The sequence below is a fragment of the Effusibacillus sp. SKA8 genome, assembly GCF_058273125.1.
On sequence record NZ_JBZCSF010000005.1, the window covers coordinates 61,672 to 80,695 of the forward strand.

Consider the following 19,024-nt stretch of genomic DNA (forward strand, 5'->3'; position numbering starts at 1 on the left):
AATCAATCTCGCTGATCTTGATCTTGCGACGCCTTTCAGTCCCCTTGATAATCGGGTCTTCGTTGAAACAGGCGGGCCGGATGAATTTGTCGGGCTTAAATTTTTACCTTTCAGTCCCCTTGATAATCGGGTCTTCGTTGAAACCGACCGCAGTGGACATTAAAAAATCCAGTTGCGGTGCGGGTCTGCGCGTTTTCTAATACTGCCAATTCCTGCACTTTTTTCGAGGATTGATTTCTTGCTGAAAAATGGCCGCTATCCTCGAAACCAATAATATCCCATGCCATTAAGGATAGCATTCCCTACTTGCGCATAAGTCATGTTACAAGGGAGCCTAGATTCCATCATCATTTTCACCCATTTTATCATTCAAACCAAGCGCCCACAAATAAGCGTCCAACATCCGTTCGACCGCTTCCGAAACTAGTAATACAAGCGGTGTCATCATCCCTGTCTCGTCCGCTTCACGTAAAGCACTATAGTATTTCGTGCGATCTTCTTGACGAATAATTGCTGGCGGATAGTGCTCCCGCATCAAAATCAGATTCATGAGAAGTCGTGCAGTACGTCCGTTACCGTCCACAAATGGGTGGATATGTACAAACCGGTGATGAAAAGTGGCTGCTCTCTCAATTGGATGCAGTGTTTGTCCTTCACCTTCAAGCCATTCAAGCAAATCCCTCATCAAACCGGGAACCAGCGAATTCATGGGCGGAACATGAGGACTCCCTTGAATGAACACATTAATGTTTCTATAACTCCCTGCGTCCTGATCCCGGATATTTTTTAATATCAACTGATGGATTTGCTTGATCACAAATTCGGTAATTGGAGCATTCTTACTTACAAGGTCTTCCACCAAGCCAATAGCTTCCGCATGATTAATGACTTCAAAATGCTCGCGCAGAGATCGCCCTCCGACAGTAATCCCTTCCAGCACAACTTTGGTTTCCGATAAAGTCAGGGTGTTTCCTTCAATTGCATTGGAATGATAAGTCCACTCCACCAAAAGGCGCTCCTTGAGGTTCTTTACAACAACCTCAGGAAGTGGTCGTTTTAAATCCAACAATTCCTTTTTTTCATCGATACGCTTGAAGTCCATTTTTTCACCTTCTTTCTACCGCTATGATTTCAGGCATCCAATTAAGGTTGGCGCTAAAGCCTGCGGTTAAGGGAGGTCTTAGGGCTTTTAAAAATAGGTTAACTTGATTCGCGTTTAAACCAGGTATAGCCACGGCTTGATGCCATTTGGCGATACGGTAGAAAAACGGATTTCATAACCCGATCCCGTCCAAGACGGGCACCCGTATCATCAAAGGTATTAACACTTTCAAAGGTGGTCTTGGGTCCCATGTCATCAAGATATTGCATGACCACTTGGCTGCTGAATTCACCGCTTTCCCCCAGAAAATAACTGAACGAACTTCCCAGTTGATCAAGAACCTCTTGCGAAATCATCTGCAGAAAGCTTCCTCTTTTGCCAAAATAATTAATGTGCGTCAGCAACCTTCTTAATAGATCAGTTTGCTCCTGCGTTAAGCCCTCGATTCGCATCGCAATCTTGAGATTCCCATCAAAATACACATATTCGCGGAACCCCACCGAAGAAATAAACGCCAGTCCCGTTTTTTTATCTTTTGGCTCCGTGAGAATTTTGATAAAGCTGTTATTTACAATCGCCTGTTCAGGAGGTTCAAACCGGATCTCCAAATCCCGCACCCAGGAAAATATGGACGGAACCTCGATCCCCATTCGAAACGCCGCATCCAATAGAGCCATTTTTACACTGTACATCGTGGGAACAAGGTTGGTCTTCCCTCCGGAACTGGTGGAAGCCGAGGCTCGCAATGAAAAAAGGGACGTGTGCTGATACGTTGTCACCAGCCACATTGGACTATCTCACCTGCTCGATCAGATCCGCCAAAATTTTCGTGAACTCAGACTGGGAGTTAAACTCATAGACTGTAATGGCATCCGGGAATAGTCTGTTCAGATTTGCCTGGATGCCTCGAACTTCCTCACGATATTTTCCTTTTAAAGGACTGACAGTTGGTGCAGGCACGGTTAAACTGGAAGTCGCGACAACACCCTGAAAATTCACGATATGAGGAAACTGCGTATTCCGATGAGCACCAAGCGGCTTTACAAATGTCAGCAGGATACTTTCAAGCAGTGCCTGCACCCGTTTTTTGCGATCTTCATCGGAAATTTGGTACTCACGTTCCACATCGTTAAAACCGACTCTGGACAATTCTGCATTCATGACTAATGCATATTCCCCTGAACTGGCCGGACGATAAAAAATGTTTTGTCCAAGGTTAGCTCCTGACTCGTCTCCCGACCCCTGTCCTCGACTGGTGTCAAACTTTACATGAAAGTAAGATTCGGTTCTCGTTTTTTCCGGAACCCCAACCAGCCAACCAAATTCCACAGTCGACTTCCGGGGGGTGGAACGTCCGCCCTGAGTGATCAAAACACCTTCAAGATCGTCCACAGCACAGTGCTGAAGTACTCTTTTCAACGTATCGCCAATTGCATTTTTGTCTCCAAGAGTCTTGAAAAATTCGGTATCCGCATTGATTCGGTTGGAATTAAACTTCATGCATCCGGCACAAAGGGGAAGTTCTTTGTCCAAAGCCAGGCCATGCAGATGTTCCGCCTGAATATGCTTCAGCATATCCCCGGAAATTGCGTTGACAACGGTTGGTTCCCCATTCTCGTCGACAATATGTACCATTCGGGTCTGTAGTTGGTTTCCTTCCGCCCCTTCGTTATTCAGGGAATGCATATCGAGAGTCAGGAGTCCCGAGATGGAAAGAGATTGAAACGGAATGTTCATACTTCAATTTCCTCCTCTGCATAATCGTGGTCTTCTTGAACCTTTTCATCTTTTGCGGACGCAAAGGCGATTAAAAGCATCGCAATCGTCTCTGTTTCTTTCTGTCCGGGGTAGCGATCCAGCAACTCTCCAAACTGTTCAAGATCCTGTATGGATACACGTTTACGCCTACGCCCCGGCTTGTCCTTGAGTTGTTCTTCCCTGCGAGCGTTCTCATAATTGAATTCATTGACAAATTCTGCAATCACACTCAATAATTCTTCCCGAAACTTTGCCTTCCGTTTGATCTCCTGAAACAGTCCGTACTTGATGTCAAAGATCTGCTGCCCTTTGGACTTTAAGTATTGCTCGCTAACCGTGGCTTGTTTGATCGCCCTTGCAATGTTTCGAAAACCTTGATTATTCAGGACTTCTTTAATAGGTAAACCAGTTTTGGACACTCTAAACAACTCCTCCAAGTTTGTCAGCAGAAAAGAACGGATAGGACGGTTCCCTTCTCTTCGACTCATAACCAGACAGCCGTATCCCCCCAAGAACCTAAGGAATGCAAGCCAATCGGACGCTGAAAGAAAGTCTCTGTAGAGGTGAAGAAGCGCTGCTTCTTCACTTTTATCCTCATCGAGCAGTTGGAGAACCTTTTTGTGTTCCTCAATTATGGTTTTCCATCGGTTAATATCTTTCTCTTCATAGACGGGAAACCAGTTTGGCAACCCCACACTGGATATGTTGGATACCGGTTTTGCCGATCCGAGCGACTTAAAATAACTTGTTTGGATGCAAGAGATTACTTCCCGTGGGGTGACCCCTCGCGGAACCGGGTATTCCCAACCGCTCGCTGTTTTCATGTCCGACTTGCTGGTAAGGAATCCAATCAGATCAAACACCGCAAAGAGATCTGCTTTCCGGGACGTCCAAGCGGATGTTGTCTTCAAGGGTTTCAAGTTTTCCAGATGGAACAGGCTGATATTCGCGGGTACCGGAACACTCATCTTGATATCGTCCCCGATTCCATAACCCCACAACACATATTCGGAACCGATGAACCTCAACCACTCTTCAAACCAGTCAACAAAAGACGCAGGCAGAGAAGCACGCGCGACACTGTCCGGCTTTGGCCGGTTGATTCCTTTTCCGACTGCCGGATTGAAGACCTGAACGGCCGGAACTTTCGGGCTAAACTTGGAATTAACATCTCCTGACAATTGTCCTTGCCCAAGAGCTGTCAGCTTCTTCTTGACACTTTCAGCCAATTCTTCCGGATTTGCGTTCCATATTTCTCCGAAGAGCTTATTCCTGGCGTTAATACCTTGCAAGATGTTCACTTTCTGATAAGCATAGAAAACCCTCGGCGGTTCCGGTATTTCCGACAGATCCTGACCGGCCTTCTTTCGTTTCCTGGCATCCTTTAGTGTGTCTGCCATCGCTTTATATGCAACATAATCGAACGGCCGTGCTCCGGGTGGAGGATATTCTTCCGGTTTTGTCCGAATAAATTCAAACAAGGGGTCTCGCTGCAAACCCGCATAGTCAGCTTCATCCAAATCGATAGGAGTTGACGCTCTGACAGAATAACTGCCTGTCCCCTCAATGACCTCGGTTTCAATCCCTCTGGAGATAGCCCAAATCAGCTTGGACAGTCCTACCGCCGCCAATGCATCCGCGTATGTGCCTGTGCGTTTTTGTATGAAAAATTGGCTGAATTTCGTCACGTGATCCCTCCCTCTTCCCCTGTGGCTTCTTCGTTCCGCTGAGACCTGCGATCCGAAAGGCGCAATCTTCTGACCAGATACCAGTAGAAGGCCAATACATCCTGATTGGCCAACCACCTCACAAGCGATTCAAGGTGACAGGATTCCTTTTGCGGTTTCAAGAACGGCTCATAAGGCAACCCCTCCAGGCTCCGGATGACCGTCTCTTTTGCACCTTTGGCAAACACGATGGGCTCAGACCTCTCGCTGAACGCATGATGATGACGCATAATCGCCAGGAGAATGGGAACCGCTGTCTTTTTGTCACGCAATTCCTTGCCCAGCCATTCCTGCAACGCGACAGCCCCTTCAGCCGCATGACGGGGTCTTTTGTATACTCTTTTACGGCTGGCTTCCCGATCAAGCGAATTGTCTTCATCAAAATCAGTATGAGCGAGGAAATCCTGCTCCGGTTTCCGCTTGATTTCCTGTTGCCAAAGGCGGACCTTTCGCTGGTATTCCACTCCCAGTTTGCCCGTGTCATGCAACGCTGCGGTAAGTTCCGACAGTTCTTCCACTTTGCTCGGACTGAGACGAAAAGCTTCTGCAATGTATTTCGATGCAATTCGATAATTTTCCTTTTCTTTCCTGTGCTCCTCCCGAATTTTTTTTACATGATCCAGATAAGTTTCCCGTCTGTAACTGAAACGTTCATATTCGATTCCGTATCCATCAGATAGATAGCAGGACCACCTGTCCCCTTTTTTTCCAAGAATCAGCCCGACAATCGTATGATACATCGCAATCTCTGGGGACAACACCAAGAGAGTAGCCACCTCTGCTTCTTCAATACGCTTAATGGGACGCCATATAACAACATCATCTAGATCCTGGCTGTCAGGAAAATCCGGAACAAAGACCACTTTCCTTTCTTCCCATTTGTCTTTCTCGATACCCGAATTGTTTTTCAAAAAATAACGCAATGTGCCCCGGCTGACAGAGACCATCTGCGGCTTCTTCCGCAAATCCAATTTTGACGGGTTCGGGTGGAGAATCACGGATATACTGCCAATGCTTCTGACCAAACCGCCCATATCCGCATTGCCGGCAATCAGGGCGTTGGTAATCTCTCTGCTCCTTATAAACAGGTCCCGTATGGTTTCCGTTATTCTCTTCTTGTCGATCGGTTCATGAACCTGGGCAATCCAGTCTTCTTCCATCTCTCGCGTGAGTTCCGTATTCGACGGAATCTTTTGCAAGAGTTCTTCCGTGTTCATCATGATCTGCCAATCATCCTGGTTACCCCTTTTGGAGGCATAGGGAAGGAAGTTGTATTCGTCTCCTTCTTTAACCGAATAAACATAAACTTGCCCTTTTTCACCCGGAAACCTGGCGCATCTTCCAATCCGCTGCAGCAGGGCGTTGGCTGGACACAGGTCGGTCAACAGCACATCAGCAGAAATGTCCAGTCCAGCTTCGACAACCTGTGTGGCGATGAGGATTCCTTTCTGAGTTGAACCCTTGGCAAAAGTTTGAAGCACCCATTTCTCAACTTCCTCACGATGGTCCTGAAACATTCTGGAGTGCAATACTTTCACTTCAAGCTTTTGTTCTCTTTGTAAGAGTATATTTTCTAGTTGGAAAAAAAGCTGTTGTGCTTTATCAACCCTATTGACCACTACAAGGGTTCTTCCGTCCTGATGTCTCTTGATAATTTCTTCTGCAGTCAACGGGGAATCTTGCCAAGAGATATGGCGTGTCCGTTTGGGAAGCAAGTCATGCTCTTCTTTTGTAAGTGATACTGCTTGTCCCTGCATGTGTCGTTCCAAAGTTGCAATGACTGATTGGGGGGCAGTTGCTGTCATAATCAGAAAACGCACATAGGGAGACAGACGTTGCATCATGTCCAAAAATGTGGGCAAAGCCTCCTGATAAGACAGCAAATGAAACTCATCAATGACGATGTAAGACCCGATGATCGCTCCGGGAGGGATGTTGGCGGATGTCTTTGAAGTTCCATAAGGTAAACCAATATAAGCGCTTAACAGTTGGTCAATTGTAGTAAATACAACATCTCCCTCAAAAAAAGGGTCGTTTGGCTGGTTACCCATTTGGATGGTCGGTTTCAAACAAAATTCCTTTTCGATTACCCCCTTCGTCGACTCGTACAGGGAAGAGGCTAGTGTTCTTAAAGGTAGAGCATAGATGAGACGATCAGCAAACTCCAACCCTTTGCGGCGGGCATACAAGAAAGGAAACAGAGCCGTCCATGTCTTGCCGGATCCGGTTGGTGCAGTTAATACTACATTGCGGCCTTTATGCAAGAGAGCCGCGACTCGCAATTGGAAGTCATATGGCTCATTAGGTTCACCATTAGTTTTTTTGGGGAGCAAATCAGAAAAAATTTCCTTCACGATTCCTCTCCTCCCTACAGTTGTCGTCCCCTTGCAACGGGTCACAAAAAAATGATGTCCTAGAACAACCGAAAGTAACTTTCAGTCCCCTTGAAACTCGGGTCTATGTTAGACTCATTTTTGATGATTTATGAAATTAAAAACATCTTTCAGCCAGAAAACTAGTACTAGGTTATAACTTTTGAGCGTTTTGCAGAATTAGCAATTCTACAAAAAGCTAAAAGAAAGAGCCGTTTGTAATGGATAGTGTCGCTTTCGTTCTTTAAAGGGTGACAGTCAAAAGGGCATACCTACAGAATTTTTGATTTTGGATGTTTGTTTCTGGTTTAAGCAGCTTGATTTTTAGTTTTTGCCTTAGCAATGGCTAACCCCGTTGCCAGCAAAACAATCGCATTGAGATACACATGGGTTTTCACTTTCTCAATGCCTCCAACATGCACATCGTTCGCTGTGAGATACTCTTTCAACCGTGAATTGCAACGCTCTACAGCGGTTCGTTCATTGTAAAGAAGTTTCCAATTCGTTGTATCCCGGTGAGGATTGCAAAACCTACGGATATTCTCCTTAACGTTGACCTTCAAGACCATTCCGTAGTTGGAAGGTGAGCACCAAGTAGTGCCGTGCGGACAGTCGACTTTACCGACCGCATGCGGACAACGGAATTTCAACCCATCACCGTGTGCTCCCCAATAGGTCATCTCGTATCCCATGGAACAACGGGGAGTTCCGTTTGAGGAGAAACCGGCTGGCGGTTCCTTCTCATTCCGAAGATTCAGTGGAATGACCGCTTGAGCTTTATGCTTACGAGCGGCTTCATAATTCTTGAGTTGGTCATACCCGGCATCCATGATGAAGTATTTGACCGTTTTGCCTACCTGGGCAACCACTTTGCTCATCAGCGACGGTGCCATATCTCCGTCATTGACATGGGCGGGCGTCACTTCCAATGCGATGGGCAATTCACTTTTCGTGTCCACGGCAAGATGAATTTTATAGCCAAACCAAGTGATCTTATTGCCAAATGAGTCAAATTTGGCACCCCATGAAGCATTTCCGGTGAGTTGACATCGGGATTTCGGCTGTTTTCGTTCAAACGCTCCGATGCCAGCCGCATCGATGGCCGTATGATTCCCGTCAATGATTCCTACCACTCGACACTGTTGAACAAGATCGTTGAACAGTTTTTCTGCGAGTCCTTTTTGAACAATCCGCAGAAACACACGGCTAAGTGTCGAGACAGAGGGGGCTTCCTGATCCAAGCGAAAACCACATTGGTAACGGAATCGTAGGTCAGAAACAAGCCGGTTCCGAAGGGCCGTAAAGGTCGAAATGCCTTCTAGCGGAGCCACCAAGAGGGCCCGTAATATCGCTTCTCGGTTACAACCTTTGGCTCCTCGGGGTGATGGACTTCTCAAATCCTTGGCATAAGGTCGGAGATCTAAAAGTCCGGTGATTTAGGTCGGTTGTAGCCGTCTAATCGGCAAGTAAAAGGAGGCAAACCACCCAACCAACGCCGATATCAGCAGGCCTGACACCGCCTCCGTCATCGCGGGTTCCGGTTTTAGGCAGGCCGAAACACCGGTTTGAGGTCGCTTTTTCTGAAACCGGCATAGTCTTTTCAAGTTTTGGACGATGGCCGTCAGCAGCGCCTGCTCCTGCATGCAGTCCAGCCCGCGGCTCCGTGCGCGATCCAGTCCATGCGCGACTTTGCTTTCGGCAAACACATGCTCGCACCGCGTCCGCAACTTTTGCAGATGACGGTAGGAACCCTGGAGTTGAATGTGTTTGGCTTTGTTTCGGATTTGGATTCCCCGGATTTTGGCCAGCCGTTTGCGTTGTCTCTCCGGATCGTTGGTTTGACGTTTCCAAGTCGGTATCTCTTCCAGTGTCAGGTTGCGAAGCGAAATCAGGGGAACAATCCCTTGCTCAAACAACGCGTGCAGATACTCGGTCGTGCCGTAGGCTTTGTCGGCAGAAAGCGTTCGAATCCGGATTTGCGGATGGGCAAAGCGAATCGCCGCCAGTTGCTGTAAACTCGTCTCGCGCTCAGCCGTCCCGGACGCGATACTCGCTTGCGTGGACAGAATGACGCCGGATTGGACATCTGTCACATGATGCACCAAATACCGCAAATGCGCTTCCTGACCGTTCGACTTTTTGTACAAGCGGGCATCCGGATCCGTCACGCTGCGGTGGGTCTTGTTTGAGAACGTTTTGCCATGAAAGTCTTCCTGTGTCGCCTCGTCTTCCACCCGTTGCTCCTTTCGTGCAGGCGGTGCGGGCGGCTGGCTGTCATCATCGGAATCATGGGTGCCACCATCAGTCTGCTCGTCTTGCCGGGCCATGCGAGCCAGGTAATCCTCAAGCGACTCCACCGGAGCCAGGGCGATTTCTCTCAAGCTGTGGATGGACGCGTTGGCGCGCACTTGGGTGCCGTCGACGCTAGCGTGCACATCGGGTTGGACCAATCCGGCAGCGATGCACTGATCGACGACATGTTTCATCAGCTTCTCAAAAATGCCGTGTTTTCGCCATAATTTCCGGGTCTTGACCAGAGTCGTCCGATCCGGCAAAGTCGGCCGGGATGGATTCGGTCGCAGGACGGATTCGAAGTCCAGTCCGCAAAACCACAAATAGCCCGCATGCATGGGCAGCAGTTGATACAATTCCCGTTCGGAGTGGTTGAACAGGTACGAAAGCAGCATCAATCGAACCATCCGCTCCGGGTCAGCCGCCGGGCGGCCGGTACGTTGTGTGTACAGCGGCGCCACCCAGTCATGGACAACGGAAAAATCAATCGCTTCGTTCAGTTGGCGCAGAATGTGCTTTTGGGGCACGAGTTCATCCATGTCCACAAATTGGAACATCTGAGGCTGGATGGCCGATGACTTACGAGCTTTCATGTTCAATCACTCTTTCGATGGTTTGTTACAGTATCAATTCGGCAAACCCGTGGTAAAAGCCTGCATACGCGGACTTTTTCACCGGACTTCTAAAGCAGCAAAGAATAGGCTTAATCGCTCATGTGACTCAAGTTTTAACCAATCCTCGAAGGAAAATAAGGATTCTTGGAGAATATACAAGTGACTTCCCTCCATGGTGAAAGTGGATGTTTTCGGCACTTTAAACTTTCTCCAATTTGGGGTGAAGTCCTTTTTTATTCCTCTGAAAACCTTGTGTCACAAGGACTTAGAATTATGCAAAACTCTCACTTTTAAAAAGTTGGCATATAAATTAATGGATCATGGGGAGGGGATGTTCCAGATCCCCTCCAGAAAGATTTTACTATTTTTTTACAACAATTATTTGGACCAAAGTCAAGAATGAAAATTTCATTATGTACACCTCCCACTATAATTGATACTGTGGAAGGTCTTCTTTTAGAACTTAAAAATGTTAGTGCATAAACTAACGATAATAAGGGATCTTAAATTGTTCGAACTCTGATTCTGCCGAAGTCAAAAACCGTATTTTTACCCAAATGTACAATTTCCGCTGCCTTCAGCCACGGCAGAAATTCCCATACATTGCCCTCGTATAGCGCCCAACCTACTATCCCGCCCATCTTCATCTTGGAATCCTGACGGCCTGAATAGCGGTCATATTCCACCCACTTGATCTCTTTGCGAACAAGTTGAATATTTTCCGCTTTTGCCAACAATTCTTTAATATTCCAGTCAGGGGTGACACCATGGTGGAACTGGAGAAGTCCAGTCATTCGGCGTAGGATGTTCCGAACAAGCAAAGAGAATTTAGGTTCGCTGGTGTATACACCTTGCGATTTGAGTCGTAACGGAGTGTCAAAAAAAACCATCAGTCTTTCCTGCCTCTCGTCATGGACATTTGCTCGCTCCCATATGTCACTTCCCGTCAAAACAACGGGTGAATGGACGGTCACATTTCCACCATCCAGATATACCGTTCGGTGGAACCCCATTTTCTCGTCCCGGTTATCAATATGCACCACCCGATAAGTCTTCCTTCCCTTGCCGATTCCTTGCTCTCCAAGTTCTTTAAAAGTACTGACGAAGAGTGGAGCATAATGAATGGCTTTGCCAAAAAGGAGTACATTGACCGAAAGCATGTCTCCAGCCTCGTATATTGTTTGCTTGTCGATTGGCACTTCCAAAATATATGGCCGTGGCACCTGTTCATAACTTCCCATAAATACATCATCCTGAGCAGGGCGGGTTTCAAAAATATACGGGTAGGCACAATAAGACAAGGCACTGCATGTTTTACAATCCTGACCGGGATGAATGCAAGAAAGTCTTTTGAAAACATGTCCGAACCCGCCACGAAATGTGGATGCCTTCCAGGCAGGCAATTCCAATCCCTGTTCTCCGGCCTGCAAGGTAAAAGAATACTTTGCAACTCTTAGCTCCTCGAACAAATTTGCTTCCTCCCTGAAATCCCCTTGCAACGGGCCAAATTTTACCTTGGATCAAAGCAGTACCTTCGCATTTCTTCCTTAATTTTAGGCAATGCTGCCAATAATTTTTCCCCAAAGTGCCCTGCCGGCTTTGGATTTTTTCGCCAACCGGCATGGTTGAGATCGTTTCTGTAATCATGCAAAACATGAATGCTATTGAGAAAATCTTTATATTGGCTCAACCGGTCCGCCAATTCCGGACTAACCTCGCTTGCATGTCCGGGTTGCTCCTTTCCCTGCATTCTCTTAATGGCAACCCTGAGTGTGGAATTTACCATTTCCCTTTGTCTAATCTTGTCGATTCCTTCCGCCTCGCAAATGGTAGTGAGAATTAACTCATCCAGAAGAGTATAGGCTTGCTGAACCAAACCGTGGCGTACGCACCATTCCACAGCGGCAAAACCTGATTCGATGACATCCGGTTGAACAAGCGGCCGGATAGCCTCTTCAATTTGCGCTATCAGGTCGCCTAACAGGGCAAATTGGGGGCGCAACTCTGCGGATTTAAGTTTTTCAATGGCAAAAATCACGTTTTGCGCTTCGTCCGATATGGAAGGTCCCCGGTTGGTCTGCAGGGCAGCGGTCAGTCTGTCCAACTTGTCTGAAAGAACCTGCGCTTTTTTTAGATCCGGGGGTGTAGCTCGTTCCGCCAGCGTAATCTCCCTCTTGGTGGAGCGAATCCATTCGCCGAGCGGCTGCCACCGGCCCGCTTTCAGGAAAATATCCACGTTGTTTATCCAATCCTGAAAATCGACAAAAGGGGTCAGATCCAGTACGGGAGCTATTTGTTCGGTTGCGGGAGAGCCTGAATTTGACCTGGCTTCATAGTTGCCATAATAAATCCCGATCACCTGCACATTTTTGGCCACCCTTGCAAAATGCAGCACCAACAAAGTCAGCATCGGCTGGAAACGAAAGGAGTGCGTAATGTCAAACACAACTTGATCGTCTGGCTTTAACAGATCAAACATTTTCCGAAACAACTCCCACAGGGAGTCCTCGCCTTTTGTATCCGGGATGTCTGTTTCATGCACCACCATCTCGCGATTCCGGCGGAATTTTTCCAGTTCTGCGGCCAATCCCGGTGATCCGCCCGAGCGGGTTTCCCAGTTTGCTTTCCGGGCCCCCTCCGTCAGAAAGATGTAAGCGTCCGAAAAGGAAAGGCCGGCCTCTCCGAGAAGTTCCAGCAACGCATATTGAATATAGGGGGTATTTGAGGATACCCTTTCTTGAAGCGTGTATCGGCATGAAGTGTAAGGCCCCGTTCCCAGAAACGATAAAAATTTGATCCCCATACGAATCCCTCTCTTTTTCTCATTTCAGTCTTCCATAGCCGGAACTCGTTTTGCCGCCTATCCCACGGTTGGCCAGAGCTTCCTTCAACAGGGCAAACGCGAGTTTCGTCCACTTTCTTCCGTCCTCATTCTCCACATCACAGCTCACCGCCACAAAGAATCTCCCCCTGACACTCAGGAAAGGAACCGGGGTGGGGTCATCAAAATCAGTGGGGGCCCCTTCTCCCTCATAGTAATCACGGTGATGAACCGTCGTGACATCCAGTTCGAGGGAATTCCCCAATGTTGCAGGGTCTGGATACGCGTCATGAAAGATGATGTGTCCGGCGCATTCCGCGCTTCCAAACAGAACTTGATAATAGACGCCGCCTGGAGCAAAACCGGGGTCTGCGCCCCAAATCTCCTGTGAGTACTGAGCCGCCAGGCCTTTCAGTGCGGAGCCCGGAATGAAGGGAACCCCATACGTGTGGTGCAAATAAATCCCTGTTTCCAACACGGAAGCGGTTCCCAGGCCAATAATCATTCGCCCGTCCACTTCCATCATTTGCGATTCACTGTCCCGCAACCTTTCCTGATAGCGGGAAAATACAGCCGGGTAAAATTCCTTTACGTTGACCAGTGAAGCCCTTGCCTCTTCAAGCAAATTCCTTTTGTGTTCCCCCGATTCCTGATAGCTTTGAAGAAACCTTTGCAGAATCAGTCCGGGATGGGACGCTTTTTGCTTCTCGGTCTGTTGCAATGTACCGATTACGTTACGGCAGGCTTGTTCCAATGTGACTCACCTTCTTTCCCGCATTATTCTCAACTTTGAGAAGCGCTTCTGCGTACCGTTTATACAAATCCGCAGCCAGCTTGGCTTGTCGGGAAATCCACATGTACTCCACCAATTCAGCCTCCCGGACAATCGACCAATTTTCCGGCTCGCCCACCCCCAGTGTTTCGGCCAGATGTTCAAGATACAACCTGTAAGCCGACTGCTTGCCCGCTTTTGATTGATAGAAGGAAATCGCCTGGCAAAGGCCGCAGCCGTGCAACAAGGCCGGGAAGTGAAGGCAAAGGCGGCCGTATTCTTCCGCATTTGCCTCCACCGTTTTTTCCTGAACCTGTTTGACATGCTGATAGATGGTCTGAGCCATCAACTGTTGACTGGAAATCATGATCCTCCGTCCTTCCTTATGCGAATATACACCGAACCTTCCCTTTCCCGACTGTTGTCTTGCCGCCAATCTGTATCTGGAGTTCCTGTTGTCCGAATAAATCCAACAGATTGACAGGGCTGTCCGTTTTTGTAGACACCTGGTCACACCATACGACTCCTGCAAGGATACTTTCCGCAGGCAAATTTTCTTCATACCAGAGCGCCCCCGGCGCAACCGTGCCCGTTTTTTCCTGAATCCTTACTCGGGCGTTCACCTCGGTGGCAAATTCGCAAAGAAAATTAAAAAGATCATCATGAACAACCGCAAACCGTTCCCGGAAGATCTTGTCCCAAGTGGGATCGCCGCCAAAAATGATGTTCGCCAGAAAAGCAGCCCATTTATCCGCTGTCTCATCTTCCTCTGCTTTCAGGTCATACTCTTCCAGAAATACCTTCCCATTGTTGGACAGCTTGCTTTCCTTGGTCTTGACCAGAACGTTTACCGGTGGCTCCGAAGGGTCGGGGAGTTCATCCATTCCGACGGACTGCATGTCTCTTTTTAACCTTTTGAGTACCAATGGTGAGGTAACGTAAGCGTAGGTGCCATAATAACTCCTGACCGGCAACAGCACAATCCGGGCATCGGTAAAAACGATCGCTCCCGCACTCTCATATCCCGTATCCTGCCTGCCAAACGCCAGATGAATCCGTTCTTCGTCCAGACCGTTTTTCCGGAAATGCTGTTTGAGGACCCCTTTTACAGCGGTTCCAGGCACAAGGGGCCATTGTGTCAATTTCTCACGCATAATCGGCAAATCAATAAAGCCTGTCCCTTGCCCCACTCCCACATGGAGGGGAGTAATCGCATGAAGCCAGTACATTTTTGCTGTTTCCGACATTTCTTAGTCCTCCCAATACCCGATTCAGATTCTATCTACAGATTCCAGACGCCCCACAAGGCTGAACCAAAGCCATCGCGTCGATCCTGCTCGTCATCGCTGACCGGTTGCAACCACAAATCCGAAAGGTAAGCGGCCGGGTTCCCTTGAACCACCTCAAAGAAATAGACGCTTCCGGCAGCAACCAACCTCCTCACCGGCTTGGGTCTTTTTCTTTCGAAGCTCCATCCTGAGACCGGCTTCCAGCGGTCAATGCAAGCTCCCCGAAGTCTCAGGCAGAGTCCTTTTCCTCCCGGCGGTTCTCCTTCCAATGTCTTGCTGCAAATCCAACCGGGCAACCACCCATTTTTAAAAAGGGCGGGAGTTGCCAGTACCATACGCACACCAGTAGAATTGGCCAAAGCAGTTTCCAATTTTCCAGAGGGAGCCCAATCCACGTTATTCTCCACCTGAAAATGGGACAATCGACGTTCACCGCCCAAGGGCTGCCAAGTCTCCAAACTGCGGACAAGCGTTTGCACCTCAGGAGTGGGACAGTGGGTTACCCTGACAGCCAACCCCGTTTCCGGCTCTGCCGAAAACACCAGTCCAGAGGTGGCAAACAGGTGCTCATCCTTGGCTGTCATCGTATCATGTTCCATTGCAATTTGAATTCGGGTCTCCTTTACTAGGGGGAACAGGAAGTCCTGTTCATTTTCCCACTGCGTGGTAAACTGGGGAAACAACCCATTCGGTAGCCCGTCTTCCGATAACCAATCGTTCATCTTCGTTATTGACCAGAAAGAAGGAGCCGAAATCGGCTTGACATCTTCTGTGACCTCTATCGGCCATAATTCGGGAATCGGAAGATTGCATCCCATCCCTTCCGGCAAAGGCTTTGGTCGCAGGATCATCTGACCTAAAATACCATCTTTGGTTTCGTAGAACACCACATCTCGAGGGGCGGGAAAGTAAAGGCGGTTCTGTTGCAACGGAAAAGGACCACAGAAAGCGATAGACCTCAAGATTGCCAGATTATCTGAAGAGAAAGGGTTCTGGGAGGACATTCTTTTTCCAATAAGGGTCCGCAACGATCCTGCGGTAACCGATGGGTAAGGCCAATCCAGGCAATAGATCTGATTCCCGCTATCAATCCCAAACGGTCGTCCATCCCTTGCGATCAACATGTCATGAGGAACAATTTTAAGAGTGGTCATTTGCTTGCTTTATCCCCCGCTTCTGTTAGACCGGGAATCTCTTCTTTGGATTGGCGGAAACTATCCGCGAAACGCCCGGCCAACAACAAAGTGTCCGTCAATCTGGACAAATCGGCAAGACTCTCAACTTTCTTTGTCAATTTTTCTAGCGTTTCTTCCTTGAGAGACTCCTGTTTGGGACGCTTCTTCTTGAGTATCCGAAGAATTTCCGCTTGCAGCAAACTGTTCGGAAGCGCTTCCTGAGGCCATCCTTCATAGAAACGGACTAGCCCCCGCAAATCATACGCTGACTTGGAAGATATTCCTTCCATCTGTAGCAAGTACACCAAATGAAGAATCTCCTCATCCAGTCGGTTTTTCCAAAGGGCTTTGACTCGTATGGCATCCCCTGCACGAGTGTGGAAATGAATTGCAAGCCCATCCCGGTCAGGATGTTTGGCCTCCTTTTCAGCTTTGCGAGCATAATCCAGAAGTATGTCAAGTGGTTCCAGATGATGCCCCACTGAAATTCCAACCGAAAGAGTGGGAGGGCTTCCGTCACACAAAGGAAATTCCCTCGTTAATTCACCGAATTTGTCGTGAAGCTCGCGCGCTGCCTGCAAACAATGGTCAATCGGCAAGAATGCCAATACGTCATCTCCGCCACTATACACCAGAACCCCATGGTGCTTGTGGACAATTTCTCCCGCCCTCGCAGCAAACTGTGACAATCTCCGGAAGAAATGCCGATGGCCGTCTATGCTGTCCAGACTTGAAATGACGGCCCCCATACGGTCTCCATCCGCTAAAAGGATTGCAAAGTAAGGGGAAGGTTCCTTGTGCATACTGTGCAATTCTTTTAGTAGAATGTCGATCCTGTTTCTGATCGGTTGCTCAACGGAGTGTTCTTGAGCCAGCACTTCCCAGCGGTTTGGATAAAAAACGGCTCCATCGTAAGCAAACAGTTTGGCGTCTGGAACCTTTAGCAACTTCAACAAGGGATGCTCCGAAAAAATACGTTCCAATTTAGTCAGAATATCCCTCCCCTTTTCGTTTCTTGCAACTCCCCGTAGCCAAGGATCGATTGCCAGTTGGGTTACCGAGGGAAAGCTCCTTTTTCTGGCTAATCGCTTAATGACTCCGATTGCATCCAGGTGCTCACTCTTTTTAATTCCTGTCCTGATTCGCAATTCATGCGACAACGCCCCTGCATTTCTAAGGACAGATTCCCTCGCCCCGTCAAGGGAAGATTTAGGGATTTCAAACCCCTTTGCGGGTTGAAATTCACGAAGTGATTTGCGTCCTGCCAACAACCGCTCGACCTGCAACCGGGACTGCTGGTAACTCTTATCATCCATAGGAACCCAAGCTGCATAAAACTCAATAACATCGCCAATCTGTGAATGCCATACCTCTTGATCAATCGCATCTGATGCCAACGCAAAAGCTTCAGCAGCAAACTCTCCCCATCTGGCCTGAACCGCTTCTTCAGCCTTTCTTGCTACCGTCGTTGCATCTACATCGGATGGGATCACAGCCAGGATTTTGTTAGCCACACTCAAAGAGGAGTCCGGAGCCAGATCCTCGGATCTTTCGGGTGTAGGAAATATGAGATGGATGCCCGGATCAAAGTCATGGAGGGCTTTGGCGGCCGCCTTGCTCAGTTCAGACAAGACCAGAGAACCAAACCAGAGATCGCGGGTTTTTCTGGCAGCGGCAATAAAGTCTTGAACAGGACCTATGGAAAGGGCCAAAAGCTGATTGCTCATCTGTAGCCTCCTTCTTCCGCGTATCGCAAGAAAGCATCCAAAGCGGATGAAGATCCATAGCGCTTTAAAGGGACATTCGGAAATTGGTCAATGTTGACTTCTCTCATCTGTTCAACGCTGATTTTGTCCCCGGGAAATTTCAACTCTACATCCCCGGTGCCTGAAGTGGTTAGTTTCATGATCAGTGAAACGGCTCGGTTAGCGGAAAGAGACAGCGGTTTCAGGATCAGAGGGCTGGCCATTCGCCGCTTACCCTTAGGCAACAATTCGGCCACGCCTTTTTTTAGGGTCCGTTGGAACACGATTGGCATACCGAATTCAGCCCGCGGAAACCATAATTTCTTGGAGTCAGGAGTTTGAGGTCTATTCTTTAACTCCCTCTCCAAATAGCGAATAGCATTGGCTTCCGGCCAGTTGGATTTGCCCGCCCTACCTTGGTTTTGTGTTCTTCCAGGACCTGGACCCTGACGAAATTTTTTAAACAAGAATATAGCATCTTGCCAGGAAGCGATTGGATCTTTTTTCTGGTACTTGACGAAAAGCCGGCTGGGAAGAGTCGGCCATTCACGGGCACCTTCCAAGCAAATTTGATATTTTTGCAGATTGTTCCGGTACCAATCCTGAATTCGGTTCTCCTCACCGGGAGAAAATTTCGAGCAAAACAAAGCACCGCACCCTCTCCGACTTCGGGATCCCACTCCGCCAAAGTTGATCCAGGCCCAAAGAGCCGCTTCCACATCCAATTTGAACGCTTCGGGGAACTCCAATTTCAATTGGAACCGAGTCCCATGAAGAGCGGGTTGCTCCCGGCCGAATGGGAACAATACATATCCCAATTGTCTATAATCAATTCCCGGTTTGACACCCTTGTCCACGATGCAGATGGCAAGGGTAACAGGACTTCTTTGCTCTGTGGTGCCCCAAATTTTTCCTTCTTCCTTCCTCAGCTCATCCGCCGATTGGAACCGGGCTCCTCGCGTGGCTCTCCACCAGAAGCGGAGCTGGCCGCGAACCGACGTCCCACGTATCGGAGTCAGTGAATCAACCTTTCCGGCCTTCACTCCACCCCCGAACATAGGGGTTACTACCTGAATTTCACACTCCAATTTTTCCCTCCCGGAAGGTAATTGTGGCTCCGGCGGTTCATGAAAACTGATAATTGATCGTGTCATAATTGGCCCTCCTTTCAAATTTTCAAAAAGATTTGGATAAATGTATGTACGGAGGTTCTGCACCATACGGATGGATATGTTAACTAGTACCTGAGTAGTCCGAACGTTTGTTAAATCTCAGTTTATGTATCAATTTTATTGTTCATTTTACTTTCGATATAACCCAACCCTATCCATAAATTTTCTTTAAAATTTTCCCACAC

The 19,024-nt window shown here is 48.2% G+C and carries 14 protein-coding genes, 2 pseudogenes and 1 CRISPR repeat array (1 of these 17 cut by a window edge); all 16 genes and pseudogenes read right to left on the reverse strand.

Annotated elements, in window-relative coordinates; all coding sequences use genetic code 11:
* A CRISPR array of direct repeats spans positions 1–144; the repeat unit is 37 nt; unit sequence CTTTCAGTCCCCTTGATAATCGGGTCTTCGTTGAAAC; it begins 1,676 nt to the left of the window's first position.
* Positions 145–334: 190 nt separating this feature from the next.
* The 16 genes and pseudogenes from AC4ED1_RS05935 to cmr1 all read right to left on the reverse strand — a co-directional run bounded on the left by AC4ED1_RS05935 (position 335) and on the right by cmr1 (position 18,821).
* Positions 335–1,102, reverse strand: coding sequence for a Fic family protein (locus tag AC4ED1_RS05935; protein WP_490936665.1), 768 nt, complete (start codon positions 1,100–1,102; stop codon positions 335–337).
* Positions 1,103–1,200: 98 nt separating this feature from the next.
* Positions 1,201–1,890 carry a type I-A CRISPR-associated protein Cas5 gene (locus AC4ED1_RS05940; protein ID WP_490936667.1) on the reverse strand — a complete coding sequence of 230 codons (690 nt, stop codon included), beginning with the start codon at positions 1,888–1,890 and terminating at the stop codon, positions 1,201–1,203.
* Between the two features lie 4 nt (positions 1,891–1,894).
* Positions 1,895–2,839, reverse strand: coding sequence for a DevR family CRISPR-associated autoregulator (locus tag AC4ED1_RS05945; protein WP_490936669.1), 945 nt, complete (start codon positions 2,837–2,839; stop codon positions 1,895–1,897).
* Positions 2,836–4,548: a hypothetical protein gene (locus tag AC4ED1_RS05950; RefSeq protein ID WP_490936671.1), complete on the reverse strand. Its 1,713-nt coding sequence runs from the start codon at positions 4,546–4,548 to the stop codon at positions 2,836–2,838. Before AC4ED1_RS05950 ends, AC4ED1_RS05945 begins: the two co-directional genes overlap by 4 nt.
* On the reverse strand, positions 4,545–6,941 hold the full coding sequence (cas3, locus tag AC4ED1_RS05955) for a CRISPR-associated helicase Cas3' (RefSeq protein ID WP_490936673.1): 2,397 nt from the start codon (positions 6,939–6,941) through the stop codon (positions 4,545–4,547). Before cas3 ends, AC4ED1_RS05950 begins: the two co-directional genes overlap by 4 nt.
* A gap of 326 nt (positions 6,942–7,267) precedes the next feature.
* Positions 7,268–8,383, reverse strand: a pseudogene (locus AC4ED1_RS05960) (transposase); the annotation flags it as partial.
* Positions 8,384–8,395: 12 nt separating this feature from the next.
* Complete coding sequence (locus AC4ED1_RS05965) at positions 8,396–9,844, reverse strand: transposase (RefSeq protein WP_490936675.1); 1,449 nt, start codon at positions 9,842–9,844, stop codon at positions 8,396–8,398.
* Between the two features lie 81 nt (positions 9,845–9,925).
* Positions 9,926–10,024: pseudogene (locus tag AC4ED1_RS05970) on the reverse strand (transposase); the annotation flags it as partial.
* 344 nt (positions 10,025–10,368) lie between these two features.
* The gene (gene cas6, locus AC4ED1_RS05975) at positions 10,369–11,334 is read right to left on the reverse strand and encodes a CRISPR system precrRNA processing endoribonuclease RAMP protein Cas6 (protein ID WP_490936677.1); all 966 of its coding nucleotides are present in this window, start codon (positions 11,332–11,334) and stop codon (positions 10,369–10,371) included.
* 41 nt (positions 11,335–11,375) lie between these two features.
* Positions 11,376–12,668 (reverse strand): TIGR02221 family CRISPR-associated protein, encoded by a 1,293-nt coding sequence (gene csx2 / locus AC4ED1_RS05980; protein ID WP_490936679.1) that lies wholly within the window; start codon positions 12,666–12,668, stop codon positions 11,376–11,378.
* A 19-nt stretch (positions 12,669–12,687) separates the two neighbouring features.
* Positions 12,688–13,440 carry a type III-B CRISPR module RAMP protein Cmr6 gene (gene cmr6, locus AC4ED1_RS05985; RefSeq protein WP_490936681.1) on the reverse strand — a complete coding sequence of 251 codons (753 nt, stop codon included), beginning with the start codon at positions 13,438–13,440 and terminating at the stop codon, positions 12,688–12,690.
* The gene (cmr5, locus tag AC4ED1_RS05990; RefSeq protein ID WP_490936683.1) at positions 13,421–13,825 is read right to left on the reverse strand and encodes a type III-B CRISPR module-associated protein Cmr5; all 405 of its coding nucleotides are present in this window, start codon (positions 13,823–13,825) and stop codon (positions 13,421–13,423) included. The genes cmr6 and cmr5 overlap by 20 nt, the downstream gene beginning before the upstream one ends.
* Before the next feature lie 16 nt (positions 13,826–13,841).
* The gene (gene cmr4 / locus AC4ED1_RS05995; RefSeq protein ID WP_490936685.1) at positions 13,842–14,705 is read right to left on the reverse strand and encodes a type III-B CRISPR module RAMP protein Cmr4; all 864 of its coding nucleotides are present in this window, start codon (positions 14,703–14,705) and stop codon (positions 13,842–13,844) included.
* 35 nt (positions 14,706–14,740) lie between these two features.
* Positions 14,741–15,901 carry a type III-B CRISPR module-associated protein Cmr3 gene (cmr3, locus tag AC4ED1_RS06000; RefSeq protein WP_490936687.1) on the reverse strand — a complete coding sequence of 387 codons (1,161 nt, stop codon included), beginning with the start codon at positions 15,899–15,901 and terminating at the stop codon, positions 14,741–14,743.
* Complete coding sequence (gene cas10 / locus AC4ED1_RS06005) at positions 15,898–17,649, reverse strand: type III-B CRISPR-associated protein Cas10/Cmr2 (protein WP_490936689.1); 1,752 nt, start codon at positions 17,647–17,649, stop codon at positions 15,898–15,900. Before cas10 ends, cmr3 begins: the two co-directional genes overlap by 4 nt.
* Positions 17,646–18,821, reverse strand: coding sequence for a type III-B CRISPR module RAMP protein Cmr1 (gene cmr1, locus AC4ED1_RS06010; RefSeq protein WP_490936691.1), 1,176 nt, complete (start codon positions 18,819–18,821; stop codon positions 17,646–17,648). Before cmr1 ends, cas10 begins: the two co-directional genes overlap by 4 nt.
* Positions 18,822–19,024 lie beyond the last annotated feature (203 nt).

Excerpts from the sequence above, each read along its gene's own strand:
- AC4ED1_RS05940 (WP_490936667.1), bottom strand. The coding sequence starts at position 1,890 with ATGTGGCTGGTGACAACGTATCAGCACACGTCCCTTTTTTCATTGCGA.
- cmr4 (WP_490936685.1), bottom strand. The coding sequence starts at position 14,705 with ATGTCGGAAACAGCAAAAATGTACTGGCTTCATGCGATTACTCCCCTC.
- cmr3 (WP_490936687.1), bottom strand. The coding sequence starts at position 15,901 with ATGACCACTCTTAAAATTGTTCCTCATGACATGTTGATCGCAAGGGAT.
- AC4ED1_RS05965 (WP_490936675.1), bottom strand. The coding sequence starts at position 9,844 with ATGAAAGCTCGTAAGTCATCGGCCATCCAGCCTCAGATGTTCCAATTT.
- AC4ED1_RS05935 (WP_490936665.1), bottom strand. The coding sequence starts at position 1,102 with ATGGACTTCAAGCGTATCGATGAAAAAAAGGAATTGTTGGATTTAAAA.
- AC4ED1_RS05945 (WP_490936669.1), bottom strand. The coding sequence starts at position 2,839 with ATGAACATTCCGTTTCAATCTCTTTCCATCTCGGGACTCCTGACTCTC.
- csx2 (WP_490936679.1), bottom strand. The coding sequence starts at position 12,668 with ATGGGGATCAAATTTTTATCGTTTCTGGGAACGGGGCCTTACACTTCA.
- cmr1 (WP_490936691.1), bottom strand. The coding sequence starts at position 18,821 with ATGACACGATCAATTATCAGTTTTCATGAACCGCCGGAGCCACAATTA.
- cas10 (WP_490936689.1), bottom strand. The coding sequence starts at position 17,649 with ATGAGCAATCAGCTTTTGGCCCTTTCCATAGGTCCTGTTCAAGACTTT.
- cmr5 (WP_490936683.1), bottom strand. The coding sequence starts at position 13,825 with ATGATTTCCAGTCAACAGTTGATGGCTCAGACCATCTATCAGCATGTC.